25 protein-coding genes are annotated in these 25034 nt (G+C 72.3%); 17 read left to right on the top strand and 8 right to left on the bottom strand.

The window, feature by feature from the left end; genetic code table 11:
* Positions 1-99 precede the first annotated feature (99 nt).
* The 4 genes from ASF78_RS03025 to ASF78_RS03010 all read left to right on the top strand — a co-directional run bounded on the left by ASF78_RS03025 (position 100) and on the right by ASF78_RS03010 (position 4285).
* Positions 100-1065: a LysR family transcriptional regulator gene (locus ASF78_RS03025; RefSeq protein ID WP_056584772.1), complete on the top strand. Its 966-nt coding sequence runs from the start codon at positions 100-102 to the stop codon at positions 1063-1065.
* A 79-nt stretch (positions 1066-1144) separates the two neighbouring features.
* Positions 1145-2638 (top strand): S1 family peptidase, encoded by a 1494-nt coding sequence (locus ASF78_RS03020; protein WP_056584770.1) that lies wholly within the window; start codon positions 1145-1147, stop codon positions 2636-2638.
* Between the two features lie 89 nt (positions 2639-2727).
* Positions 2728-4017, top strand: a complete 1290-nt coding sequence (locus ASF78_RS03015) for an NYN domain-containing protein (RefSeq protein ID WP_056588034.1) — start codon at positions 2728-2730, stop codon at positions 4015-4017.
* A gap of 37 nt (positions 4018-4054) precedes the next feature.
* Positions 4055-4285: a hypothetical protein gene (locus ASF78_RS03010; protein ID WP_056584768.1), complete on the top strand. Its 231-nt coding sequence runs from the start codon at positions 4055-4057 to the stop codon at positions 4283-4285.
* A 4-nt stretch (positions 4286-4289) separates the two neighbouring features.
* On the opposite strand, the gene ASF78_RS03005 is transcribed toward ASF78_RS03010, so the two are convergent.
* A complete protein-coding gene (locus ASF78_RS03005) occupies positions 4290-6104 on the bottom strand; it encodes a long-chain fatty acid--CoA ligase (protein WP_056584767.1) in 1815 nt (604 codons plus the stop codon).
* A gap of 209 nt (positions 6105-6313) precedes the next feature.
* On the opposite strand from ASF78_RS03005, the gene ASF78_RS03000 reads away from it, so the two are divergent.
* Positions 6314-7261, top strand: a complete 948-nt coding sequence (locus ASF78_RS03000; protein WP_056584765.1) for an ROK family glucokinase — start codon at positions 6314-6316, stop codon at positions 7259-7261.
* Between the two features lie 36 nt (positions 7262-7297).
* Here the strand turns inward: ASF78_RS03000 and ASF78_RS02995 are convergent, their stop codons facing one another.
* Positions 7298-7918 (bottom strand): hypothetical protein, encoded by a 621-nt coding sequence (locus ASF78_RS02995; RefSeq protein WP_056584763.1) that lies wholly within the window; start codon positions 7916-7918, stop codon positions 7298-7300.
* A gap of 133 nt (positions 7919-8051) precedes the next feature.
* Here ASF78_RS02995 and ASF78_RS02990 point away from each other — a divergent pair, with 133 nt between their 5' ends.
* From ASF78_RS02990 to ASF78_RS02980, 3 genes are all read left to right on the top strand, one after another.
* Complete coding sequence (locus tag ASF78_RS02990) at positions 8052-8852, top strand: 1-acyl-sn-glycerol-3-phosphate acyltransferase (RefSeq protein ID WP_235518366.1); 801 nt, start codon at positions 8052-8054, stop codon at positions 8850-8852.
* Positions 8853-8931: 79 nt separating this feature from the next.
* Complete coding sequence (locus tag ASF78_RS02985; RefSeq protein WP_056584758.1) at positions 8932-10152, top strand: pyrophosphate--fructose-6-phosphate 1-phosphotransferase; 1221 nt, start codon at positions 8932-8934, stop codon at positions 10150-10152.
* Positions 10149-11501: a class II 3-deoxy-7-phosphoheptulonate synthase gene (locus ASF78_RS02980; protein WP_056584756.1), complete on the top strand. Its 1353-nt coding sequence runs from the start codon at positions 10149-10151 to the stop codon at positions 11499-11501. The genes ASF78_RS02985 and ASF78_RS02980 overlap by 4 nt, the downstream gene beginning before the upstream one ends.
* Before the next feature lie 58 nt (positions 11502-11559).
* On the opposite strand, the gene pknB is transcribed toward ASF78_RS02980, so the two are convergent.
* Together pknB and ASF78_RS02970 are read right to left on the bottom strand one after the other, a co-directional pair.
* On the bottom strand, positions 11560-13587 hold the full coding sequence (gene pknB, locus ASF78_RS02975) for a Stk1 family PASTA domain-containing Ser/Thr kinase (protein WP_056584753.1): 2028 nt from the start codon (positions 13585-13587) through the stop codon (positions 11560-11562).
* Positions 13588-13635: 48 nt separating this feature from the next.
* On the bottom strand, positions 13636-14781 hold the full coding sequence (locus ASF78_RS02970; protein WP_056584752.1) for a LysM peptidoglycan-binding domain-containing protein: 1146 nt from the start codon (positions 14779-14781) through the stop codon (positions 13636-13638).
* Positions 14782-14925: 144 nt separating this feature from the next.
* Between ASF78_RS02970 and ASF78_RS02965 the strand changes: the two genes are divergently transcribed.
* A complete protein-coding gene (locus ASF78_RS02965) occupies positions 14926-15339 on the top strand; it encodes an Rv2175c family DNA-binding protein (protein WP_056584749.1) in 414 nt (137 codons plus the stop codon).
* Positions 15340-15351: 12 nt separating this feature from the next.
* Here the strand turns inward: ASF78_RS02965 and ASF78_RS02960 are convergent, their stop codons facing one another.
* Together ASF78_RS02960 and ASF78_RS02955 are read right to left on the bottom strand one after the other, a co-directional pair.
* Entirely contained in the window at positions 15352-16473 is a 1122-nt protein-coding gene (locus ASF78_RS02960; RefSeq protein WP_056584746.1) for a polyprenyl synthetase family protein, read from the bottom strand.
* A gap of 9 nt (positions 16474-16482) precedes the next feature.
* Entirely contained in the window at positions 16483-17037 is a 555-nt protein-coding gene (locus ASF78_RS02955) for a hypothetical protein (protein ID WP_056584743.1), read from the bottom strand.
* A 120-nt stretch (positions 17038-17157) separates the two neighbouring features.
* Here ASF78_RS02955 and ASF78_RS02950 point away from each other — a divergent pair, with 120 nt between their 5' ends.
* The 8 genes from ASF78_RS02950 (at position 17158) to ASF78_RS02915 (ending at position 24202) form a co-directional block, all read left to right on the top strand.
* Positions 17158-18282, top strand: a complete 1125-nt coding sequence (locus ASF78_RS02950) for a DUF4192 domain-containing protein (protein ID WP_056584741.1) — start codon at positions 17158-17160, stop codon at positions 18280-18282.
* A gap of 96 nt (positions 18283-18378) precedes the next feature.
* Positions 18379-18774: a universal stress protein gene (locus ASF78_RS02945; RefSeq protein WP_056584738.1), complete on the top strand. Its 396-nt coding sequence runs from the start codon at positions 18379-18381 to the stop codon at positions 18772-18774.
* A gap of 241 nt (positions 18775-19015) precedes the next feature.
* Positions 19016-20587, top strand: a complete 1572-nt coding sequence (locus ASF78_RS02940; protein WP_056584735.1) for an RNA polymerase sigma factor — start codon at positions 19016-19018, stop codon at positions 20585-20587.
* Between the two features lie 163 nt (positions 20588-20750).
* Positions 20751-22802 carry a DUF1524 domain-containing protein gene (locus ASF78_RS02935; RefSeq protein WP_156374015.1) on the top strand — a complete coding sequence of 684 codons (2052 nt, stop codon included), beginning with the start codon at positions 20751-20753 and terminating at the stop codon, positions 22800-22802.
* Positions 22803-22874: 72 nt separating this feature from the next.
* Positions 22875-23072, top strand: coding sequence for a hypothetical protein (locus tag ASF78_RS02930; RefSeq protein WP_156374014.1), 198 nt, complete (start codon positions 22875-22877; stop codon positions 23070-23072).
* Entirely contained in the window at positions 23069-23443 is a 375-nt protein-coding gene (locus ASF78_RS02925) for a helix-turn-helix transcriptional regulator (protein ID WP_056588031.1), read from the top strand. The genes ASF78_RS02930 and ASF78_RS02925 overlap by 4 nt, the downstream gene beginning before the upstream one ends.
* On the top strand, positions 23424-23927 hold the full coding sequence (locus ASF78_RS02920) for an SRPBCC domain-containing protein (protein ID WP_056584726.1): 504 nt from the start codon (positions 23424-23426) through the stop codon (positions 23925-23927). Before ASF78_RS02925 ends, ASF78_RS02920 begins: the two co-directional genes overlap by 20 nt.
* A complete protein-coding gene (locus ASF78_RS02915) occupies positions 23924-24202 on the top strand; it encodes a YciI family protein (RefSeq protein WP_056584723.1) in 279 nt (92 codons plus the stop codon). The genes ASF78_RS02920 and ASF78_RS02915 overlap by 4 nt, the downstream gene beginning before the upstream one ends.
* A gap of 3 nt (positions 24203-24205) precedes the next feature.
* Here the strand turns inward: ASF78_RS02915 and ASF78_RS02910 are convergent, their stop codons facing one another.
* Together ASF78_RS02910 and ASF78_RS02905 are read right to left on the bottom strand one after the other, a co-directional pair.
* Positions 24206-24571, bottom strand: a complete 366-nt coding sequence (locus ASF78_RS02910) for a hypothetical protein (RefSeq protein WP_056584720.1) — start codon at positions 24569-24571, stop codon at positions 24206-24208.
* A 124-nt stretch (positions 24572-24695) separates the two neighbouring features.
* A complete protein-coding gene (locus ASF78_RS02905) occupies positions 24696-24905 on the bottom strand; it encodes a hypothetical protein (RefSeq protein ID WP_055915761.1) in 210 nt (69 codons plus the stop codon).
* Between the last annotated feature and the right edge of the window lie 129 nt (positions 24906-25034).

The raw sequence follows: 25034 nt of genomic DNA, 5'->3' as shown, positions 1-25034 counted from the left end.
CCCGGACGGTACCCACGGCCACCGACACGGCCGGGATCCGGACGCGGTGGGTCGCTGCCTGACCTCCCCCCGGGGGTGACAGGTCGATAGTTTCGACCGATGGAGCTCGAGCTGCGTCACCTGCGCCTGATCGTCACCGTCGCGGAGCAGGGCTCGGTGACGCGTGCGGCCACCGCTCTCGGGCTCACGCAGCCGGCCCTGACCGCTCAGCTGAACCGGATCGACAACACGTTCGGGGCCGCGGTGTTCACCCGCGACCAGCGGGGCGCGCGACCGACCGCGCTGGGCGAGTTCGTCCTGGCCCGGGCCAAGGTCCTGCTCCCCGCGATGGCGGCGCTGGTCGAGGACGCGCACACGATCGTGTCCGGGACGCAGGTGCGGGCGAGCTCGGTGCGGGTGGGCACCGCGAGCACCGCGCTCGGAGGTCTCTTCGTCAACCGGCTGATCTCGGAGCTCGAGGTCGAGGTGACGAGCGTGACGCTGCCCGACGTCGACGGTGTCACGGACCAGCTGGCGTCGGGGGCACTCGACATCGCGCTCGTCGGGCTGTGCGGGACAGCGGAGCCGCCGGCGGCGGACGGGGTCCGGTGGTCACGGGTCAGCACCGACCCGGTGTTCGTCCTGGTTCCCGACGACCACCCGCTCGCTGTGCGCCCGGTGGTCACGCTGGGCGACCTCGCGGACGCGGAGTGGTTCGGGGTGACCGGCGCGGGCTGCTTCCAGCGGTGCTTCGTCACGGCGTGCGCGCGGGCGGGGTTCACGCCGGGCAAGGTCAGCGAGGCGGACCGTGCGGCGTGCGTCGACCTGGTGCGTGCCGGGCACGGTGTCGCGCTGGTGCAGCCGACGTTCCCGGACACCCCGGGGGTCTCGGTGGTCCCGCTCGCGGGTGCCCCGTTGCACTGGGCGCACCACGTCGGATGGCGCGACGAGAGCGCGGCACTGCCGGTCGAGGGCATCGTCGAGGCCGCTGCTGGTGCGCACGCCGAGGCGGTGAGCCGGAGCAGCCCGCGGTTCGTCGACTGGCTGGCGCCGGGCCATAACCGTGGTGCTATGCCCCGGGAGTGATCTGTTGCTCCAACACCTGTCATCCCTAGTGTGACAACCGGCCTACCCGGCCGATGTGACGACGGAGGGACGACAAGAGATGACGCGACACACCTGGCGAGCGTTAGTCACGGCCTGTGCGGCCGGTGCGCTCGTCGCCGGACCGCTGGCGGTCGGATCGACTGCCGCAGCGTCCGACCCCGGATCCACCAGCCCCCACGACCTCGGCATCGTGCAGAAGGTCGACCCCGGCATCGCGCGCGCCCTGGAACGGGACCTCGGGATCAGTCGGTCGGACGCTGCAGCGCGGCTGACCTTCCAGTCCCGGGCTGCCGGGATCGAGGTCGACCTGCAACGCAAGCTCGGCGCGGCCTTCGCCGGCGCCTGGGTCGACCCCACGAAGAACGTCCTGTACGTCGGCGTCGCCGATGCGAGCGCCGCCGTCGCGGTCCAGGCGCGGGGAGCGAAGGCAGTCGTCGTCGACGACACGCTCGCCGATCTTCAGGGCTGGCAGGCGTCGCTCGACGCGGCGGGCTCGGACGCGCCCGACCAGATCCCCAGCTGGTACGTGGACGTCGCCACGAACTCCGTCGTCGTCTCGGTGCGGGCCGGCGGTGAGGCGGCCGCCCAGGCGCTGGTCGAGCGTGCGGGTGTGCCGGCCGCCTCGGTGACGTTCGAGGCCACGCAGGAGGCGCCGCAGACGTACATCGACATCGTCGGCGGCAACGCGTACTACATCGGCAGCGGCTCACGGTGCTCGGTCGGGTTCGCCGTGACCGGTGGGTTCGTCACCGCAGGACACTGCGGACGGTCGGGCGCGACGACGACGTCGCCGAGCGGGACGTTCGCCGGGTCGAGCTTCCCCGGCAACGACTACGCGTGGGTGCGGGCCGCCTCGGGCAACACACCCGTCGGTGCGGTGAACCGCTACGACGGCTCCCGGGTCAGCGTGGCCGGGTCGACCGACGCGGCGATCGGCGCCTCGGTCTGCCGGTCCGGGTCGACCACAGGGTGGCGCTGCGGCACCATCCAGGCCCGGGGCGCGAGCGTCACCTACTCGCAGGGCACGGTCAGCGGCCTGATCCGCACGAACGTGTGCGCCGAGCCGGGTGACTCGGGCGGCTCGCTCATCGCAGGCACGCAGGCGCAGGGCGTGACGTCCGGCGGGTCCGGCAACTGCTCGTCGGGTGGCACGACCTACTTCCAGCCCGTGAACGAGATCCTCTCCGCGTACGGCCTCACGCTGACCACTGGTGGAGGCACGACGCCGCCGCCGACGACCTCGTGCTCGGGCTACGGCGCCAGCTATCAGGGCTCGCTCAGCTCGGGCGCAGCGGTCGCCCAGCCGTCCGGCGGGTCCGTGACCGTGACGCGCAGCGGCACCTTCCGACTGTGCCTCGCAGGTCCGTCGGGAGCGGACTTCGACCTCTACCTGCAGAAGCGCAGCGGCTCGTCGTGGTCGACCGTCGCACAGGGCACCACCTCGTCGAACAACGAGGCGGTCACGTACAACGGCACGTCCGGCACCTACCGGTACGTCGTGCTGGCGTACTCCGGTTCCGGCTCGTACGTCCTGGGCGCCACGACCCCCTGACGTCGGCACACGGGCGCGGCCCGACGTCCACCCTTCGCGGGGAGGTCGTCGGGCCGCGTCGCGTCGCGTCGCGACCTAGGGTGCAGGGCATGGGTGGTGCGGACGCGACGGTCGACGATGCCGGCGAGGTGCCGGCTGCGCTGCGCGGAGCGCTCGTGCAGGTGGCGGCCGACGTGCTCGGGGCCGCCGAACCGTCCGAGGTCCCGCAGTCGCTGCGCGCGGTGCACAAGTTCGCCCCCCGACGGCGCGCGACCGCGGGCGCCGGCCCGCTCTGGCTGGCGCTGCAGGACGACGCCTTCCGCGCCCGGGTGGCCCGCGTCTGGGCGCAGAACAACCCTGAGCTCGCCGGGAGCCTCGCCGCCGACGCCGAGCATCCTGCCCGGCCGGCTCTGCGGGCCGCCGTGGGCGCCTGGCTCCTCGGGACGACGGCCTGGCGTGACCTCCTCCCGGCGGACGACGTCGACGGTGGCGCCGACGCCGCCCAGGTGCAGGCCAGGCTCGCGCGTGCCCAGGCCGAGGCCGAACGGCTCCGGTCCGATGCCGCCGCGGCCCGGGAGGAGGCGCGCGCCGCCCAGGACCAGCTCGCGGCGCTCCAGCGCGAGCTCCGGCGGCTGCGGTCCGACGCGGACCGCGCACGCAGCGAGGGGCGGCGGGCGGCCGACGACGCCCGGGCGTCGCTCGACGCCGCCGAGCTCGCACGGTCGCGCGCCGAGGCGGACCTGAGGCAGGCGCTCGACGAGCGACGCTCCGCGAACGCGGAGCGCACGGCGGCCCGTGCCGAGCTGCGAGCGGCCCGCAAGCTCGCCGACGTCCGGGTGCGCCTGCTGCTCGACACCATCGTCGACGCCGCGAGCGGACTGCGGTCCGAGCTCGCGCTGCCGCCCGTGGCGGACCTGCCGGCCGATCTGGTCAGCCCGCCGACGGAGCGTGCCGCGGTCCGGCCGGGCTCGCGCGGGCGCTCGGTGGACGACCCCGCCCTGCTCGACGAGCTGCTGCGCCAGCCGTGGGCGCACCTCGTGGTCGACGGCTACAACGTCTCCAAGTCGGGGTTCGGCGAGCTGTCCCTGGCGGAGCAGCGTCGCCGCCTCGTCGACGGGCTCGCGGGGATCGCGGCGCGCACGGGCGCCGAGGTGACGTGCTGCTTCGACGGGCAGGAAGGTCAGGCGCAGCCGTCCGGGGGGCACGCACGGGGTGTGCGGGTGCTGTTCGCGGTGGGCGAGATCGCCGACGACCTCATCCGCCGGCTCGTCCAGGCGGAGCCGCCGGGACGGGTGCTCGTCGTCGTGACGAGCGACCGGGAGGTCGTCCGGGACGTCGAGACCGCGGGCGCCTGGGTGGTTCCCTCGAGCACCCTGGTCTCCCGCCTGCAGCGCCTCTGACGTCCGGCTGTCGGTGGTCGTCGTTAGCGTCCGACCCATGATCATCGACTGCGACACCTGCACGGCGCGCGCCACGGCGTGCGCGGACTGCGTCGTGACGTTCCTGACCATCCCCGTGCGCGCGGCGCCGCCCGTGCCCGTCTCCGCGGGGACGGAGCCGGGCGCAGCCGCAGGGGCGGTCGAGCTCGATGCCGCGGAGCAGCACGCCATCGGCGTGCTCGCGGCCTCGGGTCTCGTCCCGCCCCTGCGGCTGGTGCGTGCGGTGTGAGCCGTCAGTCCTGCGCGGGCCCCTCGTACAGGGCGTCGACCTCGCCCGCGTAGTCCTTCAGCACCTCGCTGCGCCGGATGCTGAGCTTCGGGGTGAGGTAGCCGTTGGCAATGGTGAGGTCCGTGTCGAGGATCCGGTACTTGCGCACCGACTCGGCCCGGGACACCGCCTTGTTGGCCTTCTCGACGGCCTTGTCGAGCGACGCGAGGACGTCGGCGTCCTTGCTGGCCTCCGCGAGCGTCATCTCCGACTTGCCGTGCGCCGCGAGCCAGCCCGGGACACCCTCGGGGTCGAGCGTGATGAGCGCACCGATGTACGGGCGCTGGTCGCCGACCACGACCACCTGGCTGACCAGCGGGTGCGCGCGGATGCGGTCCTCGAGCACCGCAGGCGCGACGTTCTTGCCGCCTGCCGTGACGATGATCTCCTTCTTGCGTCCCGTGATCCGCAGGTAGCCCTCGTCGTCGAGCGAGCCGAGGTCACCGGTGCGGAACCAGCCGTCGTGCATGGCCTCCGCGGTCGCGGCGTCGTTGTTGTGGTAGCCGCGGAAGACCTGGACTCCCTGGAGCTCGATCTCACCGTCCGCGGCGATCCGGACCCCGCTGCCGGGCAGCGGGAGCCCGACGGTCCCGATCTTGGTCCCCCGGCCGGGCCGGTTGACCGTCGCGGGCGCCGTGGTCTCCGTGAGGCCGTAGCCCTCGAGCACGTTCAGGCCGAGGCCGCGGTAGAAGTGACCCAGCCGCTCGCCGAGAGGTGCGCCCCCCGAGACCGCCCAGCGCGCCTGGCCGCCGAGCGCGTTGCGCAGCTTGTGCAGCACGAGGGCGTCCGCCACCTTGTGCTGGAGGCGGAGCCACGGGCTGGGTCCGCGGGGGTTGTCGAGGGCGCGCGAATAGACGATCGACGTCTTGGCGGCTCGCTGGAAGATCGATCCCTTGCCCGCCGCGGCAGCCTTCTGCTCGGCGGAGTTGTAGACCTTCTCGAACACCCGGGGGACCGCGAGGATGAACGTCGGCCGGAACGTGCCGAGGTCCTCCAGCAGCGTGACCGTGCTCGGGCTGTGCCCGAGGACCGCGCCGGCGGGGATGCACAAGACCTCGATGAACCTCGCGAAGACGTGCGCGAGAGGCATGAAGAGCAGGGTGCGGGCACCGGGCTCGCTGAACACCTCGTGCAGGTCGGCGACCGCGTTGACCGTCAGCTCGTAGAAGTTGCCGTGCGTGAGCTCGACGCCCTTCGGCCGACCGGTGGTGCCCGACGTGTAGATGATCGTCGACACGTCGGTCAGCGACGCGAGCGCGCGGCGTCGTGCGATCTCGTCGTCCGTCACGTCGGCGCCGCCGGTGACGAGCGCGTCGATGGCGCCGTCGTCAATGACGAGCAGCTCGCGCAGGTGGGGCGCCTCGGCGCGGACCTCGTCGACGACGGCCGCGTGCGCGGCGGACTCGACGACCAGCAGCGAGACGTCCGCGTCCGTCAGGATCCAGAGGACCTGCTCGGCCGACGACGTCTCGTAGAGCGGGACCGGCACCGCGCCGGCGGCCCAGACGGCCCAGTCGAGCAGCGACCACTCGTAGCGGGTGCGCGACATGATGCCGACGCGGTCGCCGGGCTGCACGCCGCGCGCGACCAGGCCTTTGGCGACGGAGACGATCTCGGCGTCGAACTCCCGCGCGGTCAGCGGGATCCAGGGGCCGTCCTGCTGCGACTTGTGCTCGACGAGCACTCCGTCGGGCGTGCTGGTGACGCGCTCGGCGAACAGGTCGTTGAGGTTCTTCGAGGGGTCGACCTCGACGCGCAACGGGAGGTGGAACTCGTCCATGCTGGCTCCAGTGACAGAGGGGCGAAGTGTGCCCTGAGGATACGGGACGTGCGGCCCGACGCAGGGAGCACCCGAATGGGTACGCTCTGCGGCGGGCAGGAGGCGGTGTCGACGGGCGTGTGAGCCCGGGGCCGCGCAGGCGGATAGCGTGGGAGCCCGCACCGGACGGTAGCGAGCACGGGTACGAGCGCGTAGGAGCACACACGAACATGCACGCCATCGGTGTGGACATCGGCGGGACGAAGATCGCGGCGGGTGTCGTCGACGAGGACGGCACGATCCTTGCGCAGACGCGCCGCGACACGTCTCCGGACGACGTGGCGGGCATCGACAAGGCGATCGCCGAGGTCTACCTCGAGCTCAGCGGGTCCTACGAGGTCGGCGCCGTCGGCGTGGCAGCTGCCGGGTTCGTGTCCGCGGACCGCTCCTCGGTGCTCTTCGCGCCGAACATCGCGTGGCGTGACTATCCGCTGCGCCAGAAGGTCCAGGCGATCCTCGGTGACGAGGACGTCCTGATCGTCGTCGAGAACGACGCGAACGCGGCCGGCTGGGCCGAGTTCCAGTTCGGTGCGGCGCGCGACGTCGACGACATGCTCATGCTCACGGTGGGCACAGGTCTGGGCGGTGCCATCGTGTCCAACGGGAAGCTCGTCCGGGGGGCGTGGGGTGTCGCCGCCGAGATCGGTCACATGCGCGTGGTCCCCGGGGGGCACTACTGCGGCTGCGGTCACGAGGGCTGCTGGGAGCAGTACGCCTCGGGCAGCGCGCTGGTCCGGGACGCGCAGGCCACCGTGATCATCCACCCCGAGCGCGCGACACGACTGCTCGAGCTCGCCGGGGGCAACGTCGACAAGCTGACCGGTCCGCAGGTCACGCAGGCGGCGCAGGAGGGCGACCCGCTCGCCGTCGAGCTGCTCACGGAGCTGGGCCGGTGGGTCGGCGAGGGTGCCGCCTCGGCCACGGCGCTCCTCGACCCCGCGCTGATCGTCGTCGGCGGCGGGGTCGCCGACGCGGGCGAGCTGCTCCTGGCCCCCGCCCGGAAGGCCTTCGCCGAGCAGCTCTCGGGCCGCGGCCACCGACCGGAGGCGACGATCGTCGTGGCGTCGATGGGCAATGACGCGGGCCTGGTCGGCGCGGCCGACCTCGCACGCGGCTGACGACGGGGTGCCGGTCACGACGGTCACCAGAGCCCGTCAGACCACCGCGCCGGTGTCGTCGTCGTCCGGGTCCCGCCGGTGCGGCATCCGCCACAGCAGCACGCCGACCCCGATGACGAAGACCGCTGCGGCCGCCTGCACGAGGGCGGGGGGAGCGTCACGCCAGACCACGAGCACGACGAGCAGGAAGATCGGCACGCCCGCGGCGGCGCACCACGCCATCGTGAGCAGCGGGTCGCCGCCGAGGACGGGTCCGGGGTCGGGCGGCACGAAGTGCTCCTCGGCGTCGATGCTCGCCTCGGCGTCGTCGATCTGCGAGGTGCCGTCCCAGTCGCGACCGCTCAGCTCCGGCGACGCGTCCGCGGCCGGACGCACGACACGACGGTCCGCGACCCAGGGCGCGACCGGGAACGACAGCCCCGACGTCGGTTCCGTGCCCGCACCCGCCGGCGGCACGCTCTCGGGCGTCTGCTCGACGCCGTCGTACCCGTCGAGCTCGCCCAGCTCGGCGACGATCGCGGCCCAGACCTCGTCGTCGGTGGGCTCCGGTGGTGCGGCATGATCGGGCAGCTCGTCGGACGCGTCGGGCGACGGCGGCGGGACGTCCGCGTCCGTCGGCTGGACGCCGTCGTCGGAGTCGTCGGGGCGAGGTGCCATAGGAGCACTCTAGAGTCGGACCGAGCAGTCGGGGTGGTTCGCGCTCCGCTCCGGTTGCCGCGAGAGGTCGTCGGGAGCGAGCACCAGGCTCGGGTGGACGGACAGTCCGTGTGTCGGGTCGAGAGGTGAGCCGTTGTTCTACTGGTTGATGAAGCGGGTGTTCGTGGGCCCGCTGCTGCACCTGGTCTACCGGCCGTGGGTGCGCGGCGCCGAGAACGTGCCGGAGGAGGGTGCCGCCATCATGGCGAGCAACCACCTCGCGGTGATCGACTCGTTCTTCCTGCCCCTGGTCCTGGACCGTGAGCTCGTGTTCATCGGCAAGCAGGAGTACTTCACCGGTGCCGGGGTCAAGGGCCGGCTGACCGCGGGGTTCATGCGCGGCGTCGGCACCATCCCCGTGGACCGTGGGGGCGGCAAGGCGAGCGAGGCAGCCCTGCGCACCGGTCTGCGCCGCCTGGCGGACGGGGACCTCTTCGGCATCTACCCGGAGGGCACCCGCAGCCCCGACGGTCGCCTGTACCGCGGCAAGACGGGCATCGCGCGGCTGGCGCTGGAGTCCGGCGCCCCGGTGATCCCGGTCGCCATGGTGGGCACCGACGAGGCGCAGCCCCCGGGCCGACGGATCCCGAAGGTCATGCGCATCGGCGTCGTCATCGGTGAGCCGCTCGACTTCAGCCGCTACCAGGGCATGGAGAACGACCGGTTCATCCTGCGGTCCGTCACCGACGAGATCATGTACGCCGTGATGAGCCTGTCCGGGCAGGAGTACGTCGACGTCTACGCGGCCACGCAGAAGGCCCGCATCGCGACCGGTCACCCGGCCGTCGCGGGCGACGCCGCCGACCACCTGCCGGCCGCTCCGGGCGGGCGTCCCGTGCCGGACGTCCAGGTGCCGGTACCGCCGCAGGACGAGAGCGGGACGTCAGTAGGATGACGCGGTCGGCCGCAGCGCCGACGTCGTGGCGTGCCCCTGTTGCCGGTGCGCCGAAGGTTGTCTACGAGAGGTGTGTCTCATGTCGGTTCGTCGCGTCGCCCTCCTGACCGCAGGTGGCTTCGCCCCGTGCCTGTCGTCCGCCGTCGGCGGGCTCATCGAGCGGTACACGGAGATCGCTCCCGACATCGAGATCATCGCGTACCAGCACGGGTACTACGGCCTGCTGCGCGGCGACAAGATCGTGGTCGACGACGAGACGCGCGCGAAGGCCGGTCTGCTGCACAAGTTCGGCGGCTCGCCGATCGGCAACTCCCGCGTCAAGCTCACGAACGCGAAGGACTGCGTGAAGCGCGGGCTCGTCCAGGAGGGCCAGGACCCGCTGCAGGTGGCGGCCGAGCAGCTCAAGGCCGACGGCGTCGACGTGCTGCACACCATCGGTGGCGACGACACGAACACGACCGCCGCGGACCTCGCCGCGTACCTGCACGAGAACGGCTACGACCTGACCGTCGTCGGTCTGCCCAAGACGATCGACAACGACGTGGTGCCCATCAAGCAGTCGCTCGGTGCCTGGACGGCTGCCGAGGAGGCCGCGGGGTTCGCCGCGAACATCATTGGCGAGCACCGCTCCGGTCCGCGCATGCTCATCGTGCACGAGGTCATGGGCCGGCACTGCGGGTGGCTCACCGCCGCCGCCGCGGCCGAGTACCGCAAGTGGCTCGACACGCAGGAGTGGGTGCCCGGCATCGGTCTCACGCGTGAGCGCTGGGACATCCACGCCGTCTTCGTGCCCGAGCTCGCGCTCGACATCGACGCCGAGGCCGCACGCCTCAAGGCGATCATGGACGAGCAGGGCAACGTGAACATCTTCCTGTCCGAGGGCGCCGGCATGCACGAGATCGTCGACCAGCTCGAGGCAGCCGGCACGCCGGTGGAGCGTGACCCGTTCGGGCACGTGAAGCTCGACACCGTGAACCCGGGGCAGTGGTTCGCCAAGCAGTTCGGCGAGAAGCTGGGCGCGGAGAAGACGATGGTGCAGAAGTCCGGGTACTACTCGCGCGCCGCGGCCGCGAACGCCGAGGACCTCCGGCTCATCAAGTCGATGACCGACCTCGCCGTCGATTCCGCCCTGCGCGGCGAGTCCGGCGTGATCGGTCACGACGAGGAGCAGGGCGACGTGCTGCGTGCCATCGAGTTCCCGCGCATCGCGGGCGGCAAGGCGTTCGACGTCTCGCAGCCCTGGTTCGGCGCGCTCCTGCAGGACATCGGTCAGCCCCTCGTCCCGGCGAGCCACTCATGAGCGTCGAGCCGGACCCGCAGGTCGTCGCCGGGCTGGACGCCTGGCGGTCGATGGGGGCGCTCCAGCAGCCGCAGTGGCCGGACGCGTCCGCGCTCGACGCGGTGACGTCCCGGTTGTCGACGTTGCCGCCGCTCGTGTTCGCGGGGGAGGCCGACCACCTGCGCGCGCAGCTGGCCGCCGCCGGTCGGGGCGAGGCCTTCCTGCTCCAGGGTGGCGACTGCGCGGAGACGTTCAGCACGGCGACCGCGGACAACATCCGCAACAAGATCAAGACGATCCTGCAGATGGCCGTCGTGCTGACGTACGGCGCCAGCCTGCCCGTCATCAAGATGGGCCGGATGGCCGGGCAGTACGCCAAGCCCCGCAGCTCGGACACCGAGACCCGCGACGGCGTGACCCTGCCCGCGTTCCGCGGCGACATCATCAACGACTACGAGTTCACGCCCGAGGCCCGCACGCCGGACCCGCAGCGGCTGCTCGAGGCGTACCACACGTCCGCGTCGACGCTGAACCTCATCCGGGCGTTCACCACGGGCGGCTTCGCGTCCCTGCTGCGCGTGCACGAGTGGAACCGCGGCTTCATGGCCAACCCGTCGTACTCGCGCTACGAGGAGATCGCGGCGGAGATCGACCGGGCCATCCGCTTCATGGCTGCGTGCGGCGCCGACTTCGACGCCCTGCGGTCCGTCGACTTCTTCTCCAGCCACGAGGGTCTGCTGCTCGACTACGAGCGTCCGCTGACCCGCATCGACTCGCGCACCGGGCTGCCGTACGACTGCTCGGCGCACTTCGTGTGGATCGGCGAGCGGACCCGTCAGCTCGGTGGCGCGCACGTCGACTACTTCTCGCGCGTGCAGAACCCGCTGGGTATCAAGCTGGGGCCGACCACGACGGGCGACGACGCGCTGGCGCTCATCGACAAGCTGAACCCGCAGGGCGAGGCCGGGCGCATCACCTTCATCACGCGCATGGGCGCCGGCAAGGTCCGCGACCTGCTGCCCGCGCTCGTCGAGAAGGTGACGGCCGACGGTCGGCCGGTGACGTGGGTGTGCGACCCGATGCACGGCAACGGCATCACGTCGGCGTCCGGCTACAAGACGCGTCGCTTCTCTGACGTGATGGACGAGGTCGCCGGGTTCTTCGAGGTGCATCGCGGCCTCGGGACCGTGCCCGGCGGACTGCACATCGAGCTCACCGGCGACGACGTCACCGAGGTGCTCGGCGGGTCCGAGGAGATCGACGACGAGGGGCTGGCGCGCCGGTACGAGACGCTCGTCGACCCGCGGCTGAACCACCAGCAGTCGCTGGAGATGGCGTTCCAGGTCGTGGAGCTGCTCCGCGCGTCCTGACGGCTCGCAAGTCCGCTGCTGCCCTGGTCCCGCTCACGCGGGCGGGGCGGCAGCGCTGTCAGAAGACGTTGATGACGATCGTGCTGCCCTTGGGGGCCGTCTTGCCCTCGCCACCCTCGGGCTTCTGGGAGTACACGATGTTGAGCGGGGAGATCCCCTGCGGGTGCTCGACCTTCACGATGAACCCGGCCGCCTGAAGAGCGGCCTCAGCCGTCTTCACGTTCTGGCCGTACGTGCTGGGCAGAGGAAGCATCTCCGGGCCCTTGGACACGTTGACCGCGATCGTGTCGCCTCGGTGGCCCTCAGCGCCCGCGACGGGGCTCTGGTCGACGATCAGGCCCGCGGCGACGGTGTCGCTGAAGACCTCGGTGGGTGCGAGCGTGAGCCTGTCGGGCTCGAGCTGGGCGGTGGCGTCCGCGACGGTCATGCCGACGACGGAGGTGATCGTGACCGGCTCCGGGCCCTTGGAGACCGTGAGCCGGATCTCGGTGTCCCGGATCGTCTGAGCCCCGGGCTCGGCGGGTGTCCCGTCGGGAAGCGTCGCGCTGATGATCAAGGTGTTGCCCACCGTGTCGCTGTACTCGGCCTCGGCGTACGCGGCCTTGAGTCCGGAGGCGACGAGCGTCGCCTCCGCGGTGGCCTGCTCGATTCCGACGACCCCCTCGGGGAAGGGCACGTAGTCGGGGCCCTTGGAGATCGTGAACGCGACCGCGCCGTCCTTGCGGATCCGGTCGCCCTGGCCGGGGGTCGTCGCGAAGACCTCGCCGATGGGTGCCTCGGCGTGGAACGCGGAGGTCGGGTCGGCCGCGAGCCCGGCGCGGTCGAGGATGGTGATCGCCTCCGCCTCGCTCTGGCCGAGGATCGTCGGGACCGTCGTGTAGGCGCCCGGCCCGACCTGGAGGTACCACCAGGTGCCGGCGCCGATCAGGGCCGCGAGCACGGCGACCAGGACGATCCAGCGGGCGCGGTGCCGGGTGCGCGGCGGTTCGGCCGGGGGAGCGGTCAGCACCTCGACGCCGACGCCGAGGCCGATCGGCAGCGCGACCGTCGTCCCGCGGGCGTCGCCGGTCTCGATGAGGGCGGTCTCGTCGCCGTCGGTCGCCGACTCCTCGTCGGGCGAGGCGTCGGCGTCGTCCGGTTCGTCGGCGTCGAGGTCGGTCTCGGCCGGGTCGGTCGCCGTGGGGAGCACGATCGACGGGGAGACGGCGGCGTGGCGCGCGAGGGTCTCGTCGTCCAGTGCCGCGCGGGTACGACGCAGGAGCGAGAGCGCGGCCGCGGCGTCGACCGGCCGGTCGTCCGGGTCGCGGGCGGCGAGCGCGCGCACGGTGTCGTCGATCTCGATGGGGAGCCAGCGGACCAGCTCCGAAGGCGCGGGGACGTCGTTGTTGACGTGCTGGAACGCCACCTGGATCGGGGTCTCGCCGGTGAACGGCTGGCGCCCGGTGAGCATCTCGTACAGCAGGATCCCGCAGGCGTACACGTCGGTGCGGGCATCGCTGTCGCCACGGACGACGAGCTCGGGGGCGAGGTACGCGACCGTGCCGAGCACGGTCCCGGTGGTGGTGGAGGTGACCTCGGTGACGGCGCGCGCCAGGCCGAAGTCCGCGAGCTTCACGCGTCCGTCGGTGGCGAGCAGCACGTTCTCGGGCTTGATGTCGCGGTGCACCAGGCCCACCCGGTGCGCAGCCGCCAGCGCGTCGAGCACGCTCTCGCCGATGCGCAGCGCATCCCCGACGGTCAGGGCGCCGCGCTCGCCGATGTGCCGACGCAGGTTGCACCCGTCGATGTACTCCATCGTCAGGTAGCTGGTCTCACCGTCGACGCCCTGGTCGTACACCCCGACGAGCCCGGGGTGAGTGAGGCGGGCGGCCGTCCTGGCCTCGCGCCGGAACCGGGCGACGAAGTCGGAGCCGGACGTGCCCTCGGCGAGGTGGGCGTGCATGACCTTCAGCGCCACGTCCCGGTCCAGACGCCGGTCGACCGCCAGGTACACGGTCGCCATGCCTCCGCGCGCGATGCGGGACACGACCTCGTACCGGCTGTCGACCAGGCGGCCGACGAACGGATCGGTGATGGTGGCTCCCACGCCAGGGAGTCTACGGTCGCCGCCGCCCCAGATGCCGCAGGCAGGGCCTCAGCGGAACCGCGTCATGTGCGTCTGGACATTGGCGACATAGCGCCGCGTGTCCGCGAACATGCCGTTCTTCTTCACGGAGGACGCGCCCTGGTAGTACCCGGCGATCGCCGTCGGCAGGTCCGGGGCGTTGCCGACGAGGGCGCGCAGGATGGCGACGCCCGCCGTCACGTTGTCGTCCGGGTTCACGAGGTTGAGCTGCCGACCCACCAGGTCCGACGCCCACTGTCCCGACGTCGGGATGACCTGCATGGTGCCGATCGCGTTGGCGGGGGAGACGACCGCGTGCTTGAACCCCGACTCCTGGAACGCGACCGCCTGCGCGAGCGCCGGGTCGACCCCCATGGCCCGGGCCGTCGCGACGATCTTGGCCTGCATCTCCGCCTTCGACGGCGTCGGGGAGCTGCGCAGGGTCGTGAGGTTCGCGTTCGCGGCGGCGACGACGGAGTCGGCGTACGTGCGCCCTGCGAACGTGTTGCCGACCGTCGCCGGGGACGGTGCGGCGACGGGTACCGGGACGGTGAGGGTCTGCCCGATGCGGATCATGGCGCGGGAGTCGAGCCCGTTCGCCGCGACGACGGCGGCGACGGTGGCGCCGTGCTTGGCGGCGATGGCCGTGACCGTGTCCCCGGACCGCACGGTGTGGGACACGGAGCCGGCGGCCTGCGCCGCGGCAGCAGGAGCGGGCGCAGCCGTCGCGGAGCCGCCGGAACCCGGGATCGACAGCTTCTGGCCGATGCGGATGAAGGCGCGGGAGTCGAGCCCGTTCGCGGCGACGACGGTGGCGACCGTCGTGCCGTGCTTCGCGGCGATGGCGCTGACCGTGTCACCCGGGACGACCGTGTAGGTGGCCGCGACCGGAGCCGGGGCCGCCGCCGCGGGAGCTGGGGCGGACGCCGTCGGGATGGTCAGCACCTGGCCGATGCGGATCCGGGAGACGTCCGCGAGCGCGTTGGCGCGGGCGATCGCCGCCACGGTGGTGCCGCTGCGGGTGGCGATGTGGCTGACGGTGTCCCCGCTGCGCACCGTGTAGGACTCGTCGGCGTGGGCCGCACCGGCGGTCGCGGTCACCCCCACGACGGCCAGCGCGAGCGTGGCGCCGGTGCCTGTGGCGACGCGGCGGGCGGTGGCGTGCTGGTGCGACATGATGCCTACCTCGTGGTGCGGAAGTGAACGGATGGTGCCTGTGTGACTGAAGTGACAGAATGCGAACGTATCCGAATACGGCACCAGGGGAAAGCGCGCGAGGGAATTGTCCGGGTGTAATTCAACGATGCGTACTCTTGTCGGGTGAACGATTCTGCAGAGACCCTCGACCGGCTGGTCGACGAGTGGCTCACCGTCCCTGATGTCGCCGACCGGCTCGGCCTCGACGCCTCGAAGGTGCGCCGCATCGTGCAGGAGCGCCGCATCATCGGCGTCCGCCGCGGCGATCCGCGCGTCTTCGTCGTCCCCGCTGCGTTCCTCGTGCCGGGACATCTCGCCAACCCGGCTCAGCCCACCACGCCCGACGCGGGGCAGCCGTGGACCGTGCTCGCCTCGTTGCAGGGCACGCTGACGGTCCTGACCGACGCGGGGTTCACCGACGAGGCAGCGATCGAGTGGCTCTTCACCCCCGACGACTCCCTCCCGGGGACGCCGATCGAGGCTCTCCGCACGGGGCGCAAGACCGAGATCCGGCGCAGGGCCGCTGCCGAGCTCTGACGGCGGCGCGGCTCAGGCGTGCCGGTCGACCGCGGCGTGCGCGAGCCCGATCAGCTGGGTGCGCGCAGGCTCGCCCCACGGGCGCTCGTCCATGCGGGCGAACGCGCTGCCCGCCAGGTCGTCGATGAGCCCTTCGACGTCGTCGGGGGCACCGGTGTCTCGGATGGCCGCCGCGAGCGTGGCGACGTCGGCGTCCGTGAGCGCGCGGTCACCGAGTCGTGCACGCAGCAGGTCCACGGTGGCCTCGTCGCCTGCAGCTCGGGCTCGGGCCACCGCCCGGGCCGCCAGGATCGTGCGCTTGCCCTCTCGCAGGTCGTCACCTGCAGGCTTGCCGGTCGTCTGCGGGTCCCCGAACACGCCGAGCAGGTCGTCACGGAGCTGGAAGGCCTCGCCGAGCGGCAGGCCGAGCGCGCGGCACGCCTGGAGCTCCTCCTCGCCGGCGTCCGCGAGCGAGGCGCCCAGGACGATCGGGTGCTCGACGCTGTAGCGGGCGGCCTTCGCGCGGATGACCTCGCGCGCCCGGGCCTCGTCGGCCACCGGGTCGTCACCCCACGGGAGCGCCTGCGCCAGCACGTCCAGGTACTGCCCGACGGTGACCTCGGTCCGCATCAGGTCGAACACGGCGCGGGCGCGCTCGGCCCGGGCGAGCGGTTGCAGGGCCAGTGCTCCCGCGAACTCCTGCTCGCTCGCGATGAGGGTCAGGTCGCCGAGCAGGATCGCGGCCGACATCCCGAAGCGCTCGGCGTCGCCGGTCAGGCCGTGCCGGGCGTGCAGACCGGCGAACGCCCGGTGCGCGGCGGGGAACCCGCGGCGGGTGTCGGAGTCGTCCATCACGTCGTCGTGGAACAGCGCGGCCGCCTGGAACAGCTCGAGCGCTGCGCCGACGCGCAGCACCGCGTCCGCCTCGGGTGTCCCCGCCTGACCTCCGTGCGCTCGCCAGGACCAGTAGCAGAACGCCGCCCGGAGCCGCTTCCCGCCCGTGAGGATCTGGGCGACCGCGTCGGCGAGCACGTCCGCGTCGCCGCTCGCCGCCGAGAGCACGGAGCGCAGGCTCGCGACGTGCCTGGTCAGCAGCTCGTCGATGCGGGGTCGGACGTCCTCGACGTCGACGAGGGACGGGGTCGCGGGGCTCACGCGGGCAGCCTACGGCGCTGCCGCGCGGACCCGCCCGCCGAGGGTGAGGGTGCGCTCGTCGTCCCGGTCGAGGACGCCGACGACGAGCAGCTCCGAGCCGTCGCCCCGGGAGAACGTGGACTGCGCTGCCAGACCCGGCTCGGCGGCAGGCGGAGCATTCTCGACGAAGCCGGCTGCGACGAGCGGCGCCCGCACCGCGTCGAGCAGGCCGACGGCGTCCTGTGCCGTGCGCAGGTTCAGGCTGATCTCGGTGAGGTCGGTGCCGTCCACGGGCTCCGCGGACGACAGCAGCACCTCGGCACCGTCGGGCACCGGGACGAGGGTGGCAGGGAAGCCGGGGACGAGCTCACCGACCGCGGAGTGCGCGTCGTCGGCCGTCTCGGGGAGCAGCGTCTCCGAGGGAGCGGGCCGAGGGGTGGCCAGAGCGGCGGCGCTGCCGGTGGGGGACGTCTGGCCGGGAGCGCTCGTCGAGCACGCAGCCGCGGACACACCGACCGTCAGCGCGACGCCGGCGGCCACGAGGCCGGACCGGGCGCGCGCTGAGCGGAGGGCGGGACGGGGCATCGCGACAGGTTAGCCGCACGCCCGGCGCCGAGACGCCCACATGCCCCTCGTCGGGAGACACCGTGCACAGATCCGCCGAGAGGTGTCCGTGGTCGGACGGCGGTGGGGTGGGCTGGCGCCATGCAGACCACCACGCTCCGGGTGAGCGAACCCCAGGAGATCCTCGCGCTCGTCCCTCATCGGCTCGGCTTCCGGCCCCGGGACAGTGCGGTCGCCGTCAGCCTGCGACCACCGCGGGGCGCGGTCGGGCTCGTCGTGCGCGTCGACCTGCCGCACCTCGCCGACCCGACCGACGGACCCCTGCTCGCCCGGACGCTCGTCGCGCACCTCGGCCGTGACGGGGCGCGCCGCGGCATTCTCGTGCTCTACACCGACCGGGACCCGCGCGGGGAGGAAGGCCCCGCCCAGATGGCGGCCCGGCACGTCCGCGAGGCGGCGCAGGACGCGCTCGGCGACGTGCTCGCGTGGGTGGTCACCCCGACCGGCTACCTCTCCCTGGACTGCGTCGAGGACTGCTGCCCTCCTGGTGGCAGGCCGCTGCGGGACCTCGACTCCACCCAGGTGGGCGCCACGCTCGTGCTGGCGGGGTCCGCCGTCGCGGACTCGCGGGAGGACATCGCGCGGATCCGCCCGCAGCGGGCCGACGTCCGTCGGTCCGCGGCGCGGGTCCGGCGTCGGTGGGAGGACCGGTGCGCCCAGGCCGTGGTCGCGGGCGACGACGCCGTGGGCCGGTGGAGGGAGGACTCGCTCGCGGCCTGGCGTCAGGCCGTGGCGATCGTCGGTGCGGGTCAGCCCGGTTCCGGGGGATCGCCGTGGGGGCGCATCGAGGCCGGGCTCACCGACCGCCGCGTGCGTGACGGTGTGCTGGTCGCACTGGTCCCCGGCACGGCCGACCTGCCCGAGCGGTGCGTCCGCACCGTGCCCTCGACGCCCGAGCTCGACGCGGCCCTCGGCGGTGCGATGGCGCTCATCCTCGACCCGCGCCGCGGTGTCGTGCCTCCCGCGCACGCGACCGCGGTGCACGAGGCGGTGCTCGAGGCGGTCGTAGCGCGGGGCAGGACGGGGGCGCAGGCTCCTGCGCTGACCCTCCTGGCGCTTCTGGCGTGGTGGCGCGGCGACGGCGCGCGGGCGCGTCTGCTGCTGGACGGGGCGCTCGACGCCGACGCCGAGTACCACCTCGCGGAGCTCCTCGACGACGCGTTGACGGCAGCGATCCCGCCCGGATGGGTCCGGCACAGTGACTGACCTGCAAGGAGATCCCGCCGGTGCGGTCGTCGCGGCCCGTCGCCTCCGGTAGCGTCACGGTCACGGCGGTGTTGCCGCGGGACGAGGGGAGGACCGATGGGCATCGTGGTCGGCTATCTGGCCACTCCGGAAGGTCGGGCGGCCCTCGGGGCGGCGATCGAGGAGGCACGGCAGCGCGACACGCGTGTCGTGGTCGTCGTGAGCACACGTCCCGATGCTCCGGAGGAGCAGCGCAGCGCCCTGGAGGCGGACCTCGACCGGGTCCGGGCGGAGCTCGGATCTGCAGGCGTCGACCACGAGGTGCGGCTGCTCAGCGGCGGCGACGTCGCGGACGACCTCATCCTGACCGCGGAGGAGGTCGGTGCGCAGCTGGTCGTCCTGGGCCTGCGGCGCCGCAGCCCCGTCGGCAAGCTCATCCTCGGGGCCAATGCGCAGCGGGTGCTCTTCGACGCCCCGTGCCCGGTGCTCACCGTCAAGCCCGGCCCGGGCTGACGCGACCGGTTCTGCCACCGCCGACACACCCCGGACGGCTGATCGTCTGCTCGGCCGAACGTGTCCTTCGGCGCGGGAATCTCTTGCGCCCGCCGCTCGTTGAGCACAAGAACCCCATGACCGCCGTCCGCGACGGCCGACTCGTCGTGCCCGTGATCGCGCCGACCTGCCCGTGGGGTCGGTACAATATCCATCTACCTCCCGGCCCCGTTCCGGGTGTCGCGCTGCCGAAAGGTCGTTCGTGTCGTCCCAGACCCCGCATCCCGCTCTTCCGCGTGAGTTCGAGCACCCCGCCCTGCAGGACCTCGTCCTGCGTGGGCGTACTCACGGCACCGTGGGCGCCGAGGAGCTGCGCACCGCGTGCGAGCAGGCGGACGTCCAGGACGCCAAGCGCCTGCGTGCCGTCGTCCGCGGCTTGTCGACCGCCGGCATCGGCGTCCGTGAGCCCGCCGCCCCGGCGGCGCCCGCCCGTGCGGTCGCTGCGACCAGCGCGAAGGCTCGCCCGTCGACCAAGGCCGTCGTGACCCCCGCGGAGGGTGCTGCGGCGCCCGCCGCGCCCGCACGTGCCAAGGCGCCGGCGAAGGCCACCGCAGCCAAGACCGCGGCGGCCAAGACCGCCGCAGCCAAGCCCGCGGCCAAGTCCGCCGCCGCGAAGAAGGCCACGGACGACGAGGTCGAGGTCGTCGAGGGCGACGAGCCCGACATCGAGTCGATCGAGGAGGTCGTCGTCGAGGCGGTCGAGGTCGTCGAGGTCGTCGATGACGCCGCCGACTCGGACGACGAGGACTCGGAGGACGGCGAGAAGAAGCCCGCCGCGAAGGAGGAGGAGAGCGAGGACAGCGGCTTCGTCTACTCCGACGCCGACGACGACGACGCTCCCGCCCAGCAGGTCGTCACGGCCGGCGCGACGGCTGACCCGGTCAAGGACTACCTCAAGCAGATCGGCAAGGTCGCCCTGCTGAACGCCGAGCAGGAGGTCGACCTCGCCAAGCGCATCGAGGCGGGGCTGTTCGCCGAGGAGCGGCTGAACGCGGGCATCACCATGGAGCCCAAGATCAAGCGCGAGCTCGAGTGGATCGCGAACGACGGTCGGCGGGCCAAGAACCACCTGCTCGAGGCCAACCTTCGCCTCGTCGTCTCCCTGGCCAAGCGCTACACCGGTCGCGGCATGCTCTTCCTGGACCTGATCCAGGAGGGCAACCTCGGTCTGATCCGTGCGGTCGAGAAGTTCGACTACACCAAGGGCTACAAGTTCTCGACCTACGCGACCTGGTGGATCCGTCAGGCCATCACACGCGCCATGGCCGACCAGGCCCGCACCATCCGTATCCCGGTGCACATGGTCGAGGTCATCAACAAGCTCGCCCGCGTCCAGCGCCAGATGCTCCAGGACCTGGGCCGTGAGCCCACGCCGGAGGAGCTGGCCAAGGAGCTGGACATGACGCCCGAGAAGGTCGTCGAGGTCCAGAAGTACGGTCGCGAGCCCATCTCGCTGCACACCCCGCTCGGCGAGGACGGCGACAGCGAGTTCGGCGACCTCATCGAGGACTCCGAGGCGGTCGTCCCCGCGGACGCCGTGAGCTTCACGCTCCTGCAGGAGCAGCTGCACCAGGTGCTCGACACGCTCTCCGAGCGCGAGGCGGGCGTCGTCTCGATGCGGTTCGGCCTCACGGACGGTCAGCCGAAGACGCTCGACGAGATCGGCAAGGTGTACGGCGTCACGCGTGAGCGGATCCGTCAGATCGAGTCGAAGACCATGTCGAAGCTGCGGCACCCGTCGCGCTCGCAGGTCCTGCGCGACTACCTCGACTGACAGGCAGCAGCCGAACGACGACGAGGCCCGGACCGGATGGTCCGGGCCTCGTCGCGTCTCAGGATGCACGGGGTGTGTGACCTGCGGCGACAGGGTCGCGCCGTCGCCTTCCGGCTCAAGGTCGGCCCTGGATCCGTCGATGGTGCAGAGTTACCGCCCCTCGATGCCTGGAGCCTCCACGATGCGCCACCTCGGATGGGCGCGGCTGCTCGCGCGCGCGACAGTCGTTGCCCTGACCCTCGCCGGCGGGGTGGTCGCCCTGCCGACGGTCGCGGGGGCGGCGGAGCCCGCGGTAACGAGCAAGTACGTGCCGCTCGCGCCGACGCGGATCCTGGACACCAGGGTGGGTCTGGGCGCGCCGCTGGCGCGACCTGCCGCCGGTGCGCTGGTGGAGGTGCAGATCACGGGGCGCGGAGGAGTGCCGGAGACCGGAGTCGCCGCGGTCGCGCTCAACGTCGTGGTGACCAACCCGCGCCAGCTCGGCTACGTCCAGGCGCTGCCGACGGGCCGAGGCACTCCGGGCGCGTCGTCGAACATCAACGTGTTCTATCCCGGCCAGACCGCGTCCAACCTCATCACGGTCCCGGTCGGTGACGGGGGCAGCATCTCCCTGTACGACGTGGCGGGCGGCGACCTTGTCGTCGACGTGTCGGGATACTTCGCCCACACGGCACAGAGCGCGGACGGTCGCTATCACGCGCTCAGCCCGGTGCGTGTCGTGGACTCGCGCGACCGTACGGGTCTGCCGGCTCTCACACCACCGCCTGGGCCGACGGCACCCCCGTACCCCGGCGACGTGTACAACTGCGGCGACTTCTCCACATGGGCGGCCGCGAACGCAGCGTTCTGGGAGTACTACCCGCACTACGGAGACGTCTTCCGGCTCGACGGCAACAATGACCTGATCCCGTGCGAGTCGCTCTCGGGGAAGCCGTCGTCCCCGCAGCCGCCGCCTGCTCCGCCCGGGCCGCCGCCGTTCGACCCGAATCCCCGGCCGGCTCCGGCCGAGACGCTCACCGTGCAGCTCACGGGCCGTGGCGGCGTGCCGTCGTCCGACGTCTCCTCGGTCGCGATGACCGTGACGGCGACCCAGTCCCGGTCAGCGGGCTTCATCCAGGTGATACCGACGGGCGGCGGAACCCCGCTCGGGACCACGTCGAACGTCAATCTGACGAGTGCCGGGCAGACGGTGGCCAACCTCGTGGTCGTGCCTCTCGGGGCAGGCGGGAACGTCTCGTTCTACACGTCGAGCGGCGCCCACGTCATCGTCGACGTGGTCGGCTACTTCACCGACCAGAACGCGACCGCCAGCTCGACCGGGCTGTTCGTGCCGGTGACCCCGGGACGGCTGCTCGACAGCCGCACGGGTCCCGCGCCGGCGGGCGGGTCTCAGGCCGCGCTCAGCCCATCGGGTCAGCTCGGCGTCCCGACGAGTGGCGTGTCGGCGGTGTTCGTGAACGCCACGGCGACGCAGACGACGGGCGCCGGCTACCTCCAGCTGTTCCCCGAGGGGCGGGGGGTCGCCGGAGCCTCGTCCAGCGTGAACTTCACGGGCGCGGGAGAGACGGTCGCGAACGCGTCGATCGGTGCGCTCGGTGACGGCGATCGGGTGACGCTCTACACGTCGACCCGCGCCCACATGCTCGTGGACGTCCTCGGCTACTTCACGAGCGAGTCGTCCGTCGACCCGGTTCTCGAGGGCCTGCAGGTCCGCGGAGCCGGTGAGCCCTCGGTCACCTACGACCGGGCGACCTGGAACCACTGGACCGATGCGGACGGGGACTGTCAGGACACGAGGGCCGAGGTGCTGATCGCGGAGTCGACCGGTCCCGTCGTCCTCACGGCCGACGGCTGCTCCGTCGTCTCGGGGACGTGGGTCGACCCGTTCAGCGGCCTGACGTGGCACCAGGCGTCGGACCTGGACATCGACCACCTCGTCCCGCTGAAGAATGCGCACGACTCGGGAGCCTGGTCCTGGGGGGCGACGACGAAGGAGACCTACGCGAACGACCTGACCAACCCCGACGCGCTCGTGGCGGTGGAGGACGGTCTCAACCAGTCGAAGGGCTCGCGCGGTCCGGACGAGTGGAAGCCGCCGGCGGAGGACGCCTGGTGCGGTTACGCGACAGCCTGGGCCACGGTGAAGCAGGACAGCGCCCTCACCGTCACGCAGTCGGAGCTGGATGCGCTCGAGACGATGCTCGCGACCTGCTAGACGGTAAGGCTTGACTAACGGTTAGTAGAGGCTGACGATAGATCCTTCGAACAAGACACCCGGAGGTGCGTGGTGGGGACTCCCGTCATGTGGTGCAAGAGCAGCAGCACCGACCAGGGGCGTACGCGCGAGCTCTGCACCAGCCTGTTCGGCCGGACGGCGGATGCTCCACCCCGGCGCGGCGGCTACGCGTTGCTGGACACCGGGTCACGGCTGGAGGCCGTGAGCGCGGGGATCGGCGCCGCGGACCCGGACGGGCTGTGGGCATGAGCGACGCGAGCACCGTGGGCTCGCGCACGGACACCGTGCTGCGGGCACTGGCCGAACCGCGCCGACGGGAGATCCTCACGCTGCTCGCGCACCACGAGGTGCCCGTCGGGCGTCTGGCCGCCGAGTTCGACGTGACACGCAGCGCCGTGAGCCAGCACCTGCGTGTGCTCGAGGACGCGGGCCTGGTCACCCGGCGCACCGAGGGCACGCGCAACTTCTACCGCGTTCGACCCGAAGGTCTAGCCGGGTTGCGCGCGTACCTCGACGAGACGTGGGCCGCGTCGCTCGACATCGCCCGTCGCCTCGTCGAGACCGAGGTCGGAGTCCTGGTGCCGGACGGCGGTGAGACCGATGACCGGGCCACGGCGTGAGGTCGTCGCGCTTGCTGCGCCGCCGGTCCGCCAGGCGACGACCGTGCGCGCGGACGTGCCGAGGACGTTCGACGTGTTCGTCCGTGAGATCGGCCTCTGGTGGCCGGTCGAGCCGTTCTCGACCGGCGGCGACCGGGTGCGTGACGTCTCGGTGGAGCGTCGGCCCGGCGGGAAGGTCATCGAGACCTGGGACGACGGCACCGCGCACGTGTGGGGTGAGCTCGTGGCCTGGGACCCGCCGCACGGGTTCACGATGTCGTGGCTGCTCACCCAGGAGCCGACGGAGGTCGAGCTGACGTTCCGTCCGCTCGGCGCCGCGCTCACGCGGGTCAGCGTCGAGCACCGGGGCTGGGAGAGGATGACCGAGGAGCAGCTGGGCGGTGCGTGCGCGCTGCCGGAGGGCTACCGCGGCGGCTCGTACGTCCGGGGGTGGGCGACGATCCTCGACCGGCTGGCCGCGCACGCGCAGGACGGTGCCCCGTGACCCGGGTGCGGTACGTGGTGCTCTACGAGTCGGGGCCGGACGTGCTGGAGCTCGCCCCGGTGCACATGGCGGCACACGTCACCCACTACGAGGGCTTCGCCGCCCGGGGTCTGCTCTCGGCCATCGGCACGTTCGAGCAGCCGGAGGTGAACGGGTCGATGTGCGTGCTGACCACGCGGGCGGCCGCGGAGGCGTTCGCGGCGACCGACCCGTTCGTCGTGCACGGCGTCGTCCGGGCGTACCGCGTGCACGCGTGGAGCGACGTGCTGGCCTGACGGTCAGCGCGTGATGTACCAGAGGATCAGGTCGTGCGCCTTGTGCGCCTTGTCCACGCCGCGGAAGTCGGCCTCGTGCACCACGCCGCCGACGTCGATGGCGATGCTGCTGCTGGACGTGAACTTGCCGGCGAACGACGTGTTGCTCACGACCGAGACGGAGCGCACGTGGCGGTACGGGATCGACGTGATCGCGACCCGCTTGCCGACGAAGCTCTTGTCCTGCATGACGATCCGCAGCGTCGTGAGCCCGACGAAGCCGGTACCGGTCCCGATGCAGTCGTAGACGGCGAGCACCTCCTCGCCCTGCAGGAGACCACGGCTGACCAGCTCGAGCTGTTCGGCCTTGTCGACGTCGGGTTCGGTCACGGGACGGCTCCTGCTCGGTCGGGGAACGACGGGCGGCAGAGCCCGTCGCCGCCGAGCATAGGGACAGCACGAGGCCCGGACCATCAGGTCCGGGCCTCGTGGCGTCAGAGGGTGGTGTGCGGCGTCAGATCGCGGCGCCGGCTCCCGCGCCGTGCTCGGCGAGGAGGCGGTCGGTCTCGTCCTGCACGTGGGTCGCCAGCTCGGCGAACTTCGGTGCGTGCTCGCGCGCGTGGTGCGCACAGAACAGCAGCTCTCCCACCGCGAGGACAACTCGGACATAGGCCTGTGCGCCGCAGCGGTCGCAGCGGTCGGCCGCGGTCAGTGGATGCGTCATGGTCCCGGTCACAGATCAATAGAACCATCCCCGCGCCAGATCCACGGCACCAGGACCGGGTGGTTCGCTCACCGCGTAGCAGACCGTGACACACCTGAAACATGCTCGTTGCCGACGGCCTGGTTCCCG

This window comes from Cellulomonas sp. Leaf334 (assembly GCF_001424195.1).
Classification (GTDB): domain Bacteria; phylum Actinomycetota; class Actinomycetes; order Actinomycetales; family Cellulomonadaceae; genus Cellulomonas.
The sequence above is the reverse complement of the archived record's forward strand: the minus strand, read 5'-3'. Positions and strand labels throughout refer to the sequence as shown.